8 protein-coding genes are annotated in these 6219 nt (G+C 66.8%); 6 read left to right on the forward strand and 2 right to left on the reverse strand.

Features of this window, described 5'->3' with window-relative positions; all coding sequences use genetic code 11:
- The 6 genes from ACFE77_RS10970 to ACFE77_RS10995 all read left to right on the forward strand — a co-directional run.
- Positions 1-587: YihY/virulence factor BrkB family protein (locus ACFE77_RS10970; RefSeq protein WP_375421678.1), on the forward strand; the 587-nt coding region annotated here is incomplete at its 5' end.
- Complete coding sequence (fabI, locus tag ACFE77_RS10975) at positions 584-1387, forward strand: enoyl-ACP reductase FabI (protein WP_375421679.1); 804 nt, start codon at positions 584-586, stop codon at positions 1385-1387. The genes ACFE77_RS10970 and fabI, both read left to right, overlap by 4 nt.
- A gap of 4 nt (positions 1388-1391) precedes the next feature.
- Positions 1392-1634: a DUF4160 domain-containing protein gene (locus ACFE77_RS10980; RefSeq protein WP_375421680.1), complete on the forward strand. Its 243-nt coding sequence runs from the start codon at positions 1392-1394 to the stop codon at positions 1632-1634.
- A complete protein-coding gene (locus ACFE77_RS10985; protein ID WP_375421681.1) occupies positions 1618-1872 on the forward strand; it encodes a DUF2442 domain-containing protein in 255 nt (84 codons plus the stop codon). The genes ACFE77_RS10980 and ACFE77_RS10985 overlap by 17 nt, the downstream gene beginning before the upstream one ends.
- Positions 1869-2936 (forward strand): chorismate synthase, encoded by a 1068-nt coding sequence (gene aroC / locus ACFE77_RS10990; RefSeq protein ID WP_375421682.1) that lies wholly within the window; start codon positions 1869-1871, stop codon positions 2934-2936. Before ACFE77_RS10985 ends, aroC begins: the two co-directional genes overlap by 4 nt.
- A gap of 65 nt (positions 2937-3001) precedes the next feature.
- Entirely contained in the window at positions 3002-3442 is a 441-nt protein-coding gene (locus ACFE77_RS10995) for a hypothetical protein (protein WP_375421683.1), read from the forward strand.
- A 339-nt stretch (positions 3443-3781) separates the two neighbouring features.
- On the opposite strand, the gene ACFE77_RS11000 is transcribed toward ACFE77_RS10995, so the two are convergent.
- Together ACFE77_RS11000 and ACFE77_RS11005 are read right to left on the reverse strand one after the other, a co-directional pair.
- The gene (locus ACFE77_RS11000) at positions 3782-5071 is read right to left on the reverse strand and encodes an adenylosuccinate synthase (RefSeq protein ID WP_375421684.1); all 1290 of its coding nucleotides are present in this window, start codon (positions 5069-5071) and stop codon (positions 3782-3784) included.
- A gap of 11 nt (positions 5072-5082) precedes the next feature.
- Complete coding sequence (locus ACFE77_RS11005) at positions 5083-6177, reverse strand: ATP phosphoribosyltransferase regulatory subunit (RefSeq protein WP_375421685.1); 1095 nt, start codon at positions 6175-6177, stop codon at positions 5083-5085.
- Between the last annotated feature and the right edge of the window lie 42 nt (positions 6178-6219).

Here is a 6219-nt window from a genome sequence, read left to right on the forward strand (position 1 = left end):
GGCTGGTCGGGCTGTGGACGGTCGGCAGCTTCGTCGAGACGATCCGCGACATCTTCCGCCGCGCCTACGGCACCAAGAGCTCGCAGACCTTGTGGCGTGCGCGGCTGCGGCTGAGCCTCGCGATCGTCGCATCGGTGATCCTCGCGCTGATCTCGTTCCTGGTCCAGGGCATCCTCACCGCGGCGGAGCAGTTCGTGTACCGGCTGCTGCCCTTCGCGGAGAATGCCGCGAGCTGGATCGGCATCTCGCGTATCGTCCCCGGGCTCGTGATGTTCGGCGCGCTCTACATGTTGTTCTATTCGGTGACCCCGTCGAAATACCGGCATAGCGACAGCCGCAAATGGCCCGGCGCGCTGTTCACCACGGTTTGGTGGGTAAGCATGACCGCGCTACTGCCGGTCGTGCTCGCGCAGCTCGGCGGCTACGACCTGACCTATGGCAGCCTTGCCGGCGTCGTCGTGATGCTGTTGTTCTTCTACCTGATCGGGCTCGGCATCGTGTTCGGCGCGCATCTGAACGCGGCACTGGCGGAACCGCCCGAGGTGGGTCTACAGAGCGGGACGGCAATGGAGGCGGCGACAGCGTGAACGGATTGATGGCGGGCAAGCGCGGGCTGATCATGGGGCTCGCCAACGACAAGTCGCTCGCATGGGGCATCGCCAAGAAGCTGTCCGAGGCCGGCGCCGAGCTAGCATTCAGCTATCAGGGCGAGACGATGGAGAAGCGGGTGCGCCCGCTCGCCGAACAGCTCGGCACCGCGCGCGTGTTCGACTGCGACGTGTCCGACATGGCGGCGCTCGATACGACCTTCGCGAGGCTGGCGGAGGAATGGCCGACGATCGACTTCGTGGTCCACGCGATCGGCTTCTCCGACAAGGCGGAGCTGCGTGGCCGCTATGCCGATACCAGCCTCGACAACTTCCTCATGACGATGAACATCAGCGTCTACAGCTTCGTCGCGGTCGCGCAGCGCGCGGCGAAGATGATGCCCGATGGCGGCGCGCTGCTGACGCTCAGCTATTACGGCGCCGAGAAGGTGATTCCGCACTATAACGTGATGGGCGTCGCCAAGGCCGCGCTGGAGACCAGCGTCCAGTATCTCAGCGTCGACCTCGGCCGCGACAACATCCGCGTCAACGCGATCTCGGCCGGCCCGATCAAGACCCTCGCGGCGAGTGGGATCGGCGACTTCCGGCTGATACTGAAGTGGAACGAGCTGAACTCGCCGATGAAGCGCAACGTTACGATCGAGGACGTCGGCGGCGCCGGGCTCTACCTGCTCAGCGACCTGGCGAGCGGCGTAACCGGCGAGGTCCATCACGTCGACGCCGGCTACAACGTCATCGGCATGAAGGCGGAAGACGCGCCCGACATCGCGTTGGTTTGAGCGAATGCCGGTGGTGTTCCGTGACAGGGGCTTCCGGTTCTTCTTCTATTCCTTTGAAGGCAGTCCGCGTGAACCTGTCCATGTTCACGTCAAGGGGAACGGTATAGACGCCAAATTCTGGGTTGGTGACGAAATCGAGATGGCGTACAATCACGGCCTAAACAGCCGCGATCTTGCGATGGTCATGCTGACTATCCGGGCGCGTCGGAATGAAATTCGGGAGACGTGGCATGGACATTTTCGTTAGCCCCACCGCCGTGCGCTTCGACGAAAGCACGATGTGGGTCGATCTGTCCGATGGTCGGACGCTCGGTATGCCACTTGCTTGGTATCCACGCTTACTTGGTGCCGCACCGGAGTTGCTGAACGCTGTCGAACTATCCCCTTCCGGCGTGCATTGGGACGAGCTCGATGAAGATCTTTCCGTGGCTGGAATGCTTGCCGGCTTAGGGGTGCATACCGATCGGCGCTCCGCCGCCGCATGAGCGTCAACACGTTCGGCCGCGTCTTCCGTTTCACCACCTGGGGCGAATCGCACGGGCCGGCAATCGGTGCGGTCGTCGACGGATGCCCGCCGGGGATCGCGCTGAGCGAGGCCGATATCCAGCCATGGCTCGACAAGCGCCGCCCCGGCACCTCCCGCTTCACCACGCAGCGCCGCGAGCCGGACATCGTCCGCATCCTCTCCGGCGTGTTCGAAGGTCGCACGACCGGCACGCCGATCAGCCTGATGATCGAGAATGTCGACCAGCGATCGAAGGATTATAGCGAGGTCGCGACTGCCTATCGGCCCGGCCATGCCGATTACGCCTATGACGCCAAATACGGCTTCCGCGATTATCGCGGCGGCGGGCGATCGTCGGCGCGCGAGACCGCATCGCGCGTCGCGGCAGGTGCCGTTGCCCGGCTGGTCGTGCCGCAGGTCCGGATCCGCGCCTGGGTCGAGGCGATCGGTGGCGACGCGATCGATCCGGCCGCGTTCGACGACGCGCAGATCGATGCAAACCCCTTCTTCTGCCCCGATGCCGCCGCTGCCGCGCGGTGGGAGACGCTGGTCGATGCCGCGCGCAAGGCGGGATCGTCGCTCGGCGCGGTGATCGCGTGCGAGGCGACCGGCGTACCCGCGGGCTGGGGCGCGCCGCTCTACGCCAAGCTGGACGCGGAACTGGCGCATGCCTGTATGGGGATCAACGCGGTGAAGGGCGTCGAAATCGGCGACGGCTTCGGCGCGGCGGCGCTGTCGGGGGAAGCCAATGCCGATCCGATGCGGCCCGGCGACGTGACTCCGCAATTCCTCGCCAATCATGCGGGCGGGATCGCCGGGGGCATCGCGACCGGCCAGCCGATCAGGGTGCGGGTGGCGTTCAAGCCGACCAGTTCGATCCTCACTGCGGTCGAGACGATTACTCGTGGTGGCGAAGCTACCGAACTGGCCACCAAAGGCCGACATGACCCCTGCGTAGGTATTCGCGGAGTCCCCGTAGTAGAAGCGATGGTCGTGCTGGTATTAGCGGACCAAGCGTTGCTTCATCGCGGCCAGTGCGGCTGAATCACGGAACGAGTTAACCATCAACCCGTTGGATCTCCTGTAATCTAGGAGACTATAAGATGCGCATGATCCTTTCTTTGGCGGCTGCAGCGCTGCTCGTTCCGACCGCAGCTCTGGCGCAGACCGCCGGCTCGTCGGACACCACGACCACCCAGTCGACCAAGGCCGACAAGAAGATGAAGAAGGGTCGTTCGGGCAGCACCTCGACGACGACCACGACTGATTCGACGACGTCGACCATGGGTAGCAGCGGGACGATGGGCGGCACCGGCACGATGGGCGGCACCGGCACCGGCACCGCGGGCACGATGGGCGGCACTACCGGCACTGACACGATGGGCGCCGGCACGACGACGTCGGGCGACGCAACGATGAGCACCGATGGCGCCACCAGCTCGGGCGCGACTACCACGAACGCCCCAGGGTCGACGACATCGGCAGTCCCGTCGACCAGCACCAGCACTGGTTCTGCGACGACCTCGACGTCGCCAACCACGCCGAACTGATCCTCGGCTAGCGTTTGAAAAAGGCCGGGCGGACATCAAGTCCGCCCGGCCTTTTTGCGTGATAACTCGCCCGTCACCTCGGAAATGATCGGTGCTTACCCCTTGGCATATGCAGGAGCGTTAGCGCGACCACCAGGCGACCTGCTTGTTCTCCCGCGAAGGCGGGAGCCCAGTACTGGGCTCCCGCCTTCGCGGGGACACAAGGCACCATGTCGGACGGCATTAACACCGACTTGATCCGGCATCCGGAGCATCTCGGGTCCGGCAGCCGTTGCTCACGTTCAAGCAAGACCTTGAATTAAGTCCGGCGTGTCGGGAGGTCGACGCGCCGATGCTCCCTCAGTCCGAGAACGGATCCCTGACTAGGATCGTGTCCTCCCGCTCCGGGCTGGTCGATACCAGCGCCACCGGGCAGCGGATCAGCTCTTCGATACGGCGGATGTACTTGATCGCCTGCGCGGGCAGTTCCGCCCAACTACGTGCCCCCGCAGTCGATTCCTGCCATCCGTCCATCGTCTCGTAGACCGGCTCGACCGCCTCCTGGTCCGCGGCATGCGACGGGAAGTAGTCGAGCGTCTCGCCGCGCAGGCGGTAGCCCGTGCAGATCGACACCCGGTCGAAGCCGTCGAGAACGTCGATCTTGGTCAGCGCGATGCCGGTGATGCCGCCAACCGCGGCCGATTGCCGAACCAGCACCGAATCGAACCACCCGCACCGCCGCTTGCGCCCGGTGACCGTGCCGAACTCATGCCCACGGGTGCCGAGCCGCTCGCCGATCTCGTCCTCCAACTCGGTCGGGAACGGGCCCGATCCGACGCGGGTCGTATACGCCTTGGCGATGCCGAGCACGAAGCCGACCGCGCTGGGCCCAAGGCCCGACCCGCCCGCCGCCGACCCGGCGATCGTGTTGGACGAGGTCACGAACGGATAGGTGCCGTGATCGATATCGAGCAGCACGCCCTGCGCGCCTTCGAACAGGATCCGCCGCCCCCTTGCCCGCGCCTCGTTGAGGTCCCGCCATACCGGCTTGGCGAACTGCAGCACATAAGGCGCGATCTCGCGGAGGTCGGCGAGCAGCTTTTCCCGGTCGATCGGCGGCTGGCCGAAGCCCGCGCGCAACGCATCGTGATGCGCGGTCAGCCGATCGAGCTGGGCGCCGAGCGCGTCGAGATGCGCCAGGTCACAGACCCGGATCGCGCGACGACCGACCTTGTCTTCGTACGCGGGGCCGATCCCGCGCCGGGTGGTGCCGATCTTGCCGGCGCCGCTGGCATCCTCGCGCAGCCCGTCGAGGTCGCGGTGGAAGGGCAGGATCAGCGCGCAATTGTCGGCGATGCGCAGCGTCTCGGGCGTGGCGGTCACTCCCTGCGCGCCCAGTCGCTCGATCTCCGCCTTCAGCGCCCACGGGTCGAGCACCACGCCATTGCCGATCACCGACGGCGTACCGCGGACGATGCCCGACGGCAGCAGCGACAGCTTGTAGGTCTGGTCGCCGACGACGAGCGTATGCCCGGCATTGTGCCCGCCCTGGAAGCGGACGACCATGTCGGCCCGCTCGGCGAGCCAATCGACGATCTTGCCCTTGCCCTCGTCGCCCCATTGCGCGCCGATGACGGCTACGTTGCCCATGTTCTTCTCCCCTAAAGCGGTCTGGCGGCGCCATCCGCCCATAGATGCGTGCAAAGCTGCGCGTCGGGCGTGTCGCCCGCCTCCAATGCGGCGACCGTCACCCAACCCTCGGCACGCATCGCATTGCCTGCGGCAGGTGGCGTACCGAACGGCAGGAACAGCCGGCGCCGTTCGGGCTCGCCGACCTGCGCAACGAGATCGTCGGCGAAAATCGAGAAGCCGGTCGCGACTTCCTCGGCGCCGTCCTCGTGGACGACGGTGTAGGTGCCACCTCGCCCGACTTCGCGCGCGACGCCTCCGGCGAACAACGAGAAACCGAGCCAGGATTGATATTCGAAGCCGTGGCGCTCGGTCGGGTCGAGCGTCAGGCGGACGCGATCGCCGACCGCCGCGGCGATCCGCGCCAGCGCGTCGAGCCGCGACGCCAGCGATCCGGCGGTGTCGAACGCGCGCAGCCGATCGAGAGCCTGGTCGAACGGGCCCGCCGCGGCGATCAGCGGCAGGTAATCGGGCGCGATCTCCGCGACGGCGCCCGCGTCCTTGGCATCGAGCCGGTCGCGCAACAGCTCGATGTCGCCGACCGGCAGGGTGCCGTCCGCGAGCGTGTCGACCAGATCCGGTAGCGTGAAATCGATCGAGATGTCCGCGACCCCCGCGGCCTCGAGCGCGTCGACCGCGACGGTGACGACCTCGCGCGCCGCCGCGACGCTGTCGAGCCCGACCAGTTCGCAGCCGATCTGGCGCTGCTCCCGCGCGGGGGCGAGTTGCGACGCGCGCAGCTTCAGCACCGATCCCGCATAGCTCAGCCGCACCGGGCGCGGGTGATGCCCCATCCGCGTCGCCGCGATCCGTGCGACCTGCGCGGTGATGTCCGGCCGCACCGCCAGCGTCCGCTGCGACACCGGATCGACGAACCGCACCGCATCGTGCAGTCCGCCCGCCTTCAACCGCGTCGACAGCCCTTCCGCGAACTCGGCGAGCGGCGGATCGACGCGTTCGTACCCATGCAGCCGCGCCGCCTCCAGCACCCGCGCCTCCAGCGCCGCGGCGGCGTCGGCGAAAGGCGGCAGGCGATCGCGAAATCCCTCAGGGAGCAAAGCAGTCACTCTACCGCTCCCTCTCCCCGGCGGGGAGAGGGCTGGGGTGAG

It is taken from the genome of uncultured Sphingomonas sp., assembly GCF_964243315.1.
GTDB lineage: Bacteria > Pseudomonadota > Alphaproteobacteria > Sphingomonadales > Sphingomonadaceae > Sphingomonas.

Bases quoted from the DNA above. Each gene is read 5' to 3' on its own strand.
- ACFE77_RS10980 (WP_375421680.1), top strand. From the start codon at position 1,392: ATGCCGGTGGTGTTCCGTGACAGGGGCTTCCGGTTCTTCTTCTATTCC.
- ACFE77_RS10985 (WP_375421681.1), top strand. From the start codon at position 1,618: ATGGACATTTTCGTTAGCCCCACCGCCGTGCGCTTCGACGAAAGCACG.
- aroC (WP_375421682.1), top strand. From the start codon at position 1,869: ATGAGCGTCAACACGTTCGGCCGCGTCTTCCGTTTCACCACCTGGGGC.
- ACFE77_RS10995 (WP_375421683.1), top strand. From the start codon at position 3,002: ATGATCCTTTCTTTGGCGGCTGCAGCGCTGCTCGTTCCGACCGCAGCT.
- ACFE77_RS11000 (WP_375421684.1), bottom strand. From the start codon at position 5,071: ATGGGCAACGTAGCCGTCATCGGCGCGCAATGGGGCGACGAGGGCAAG.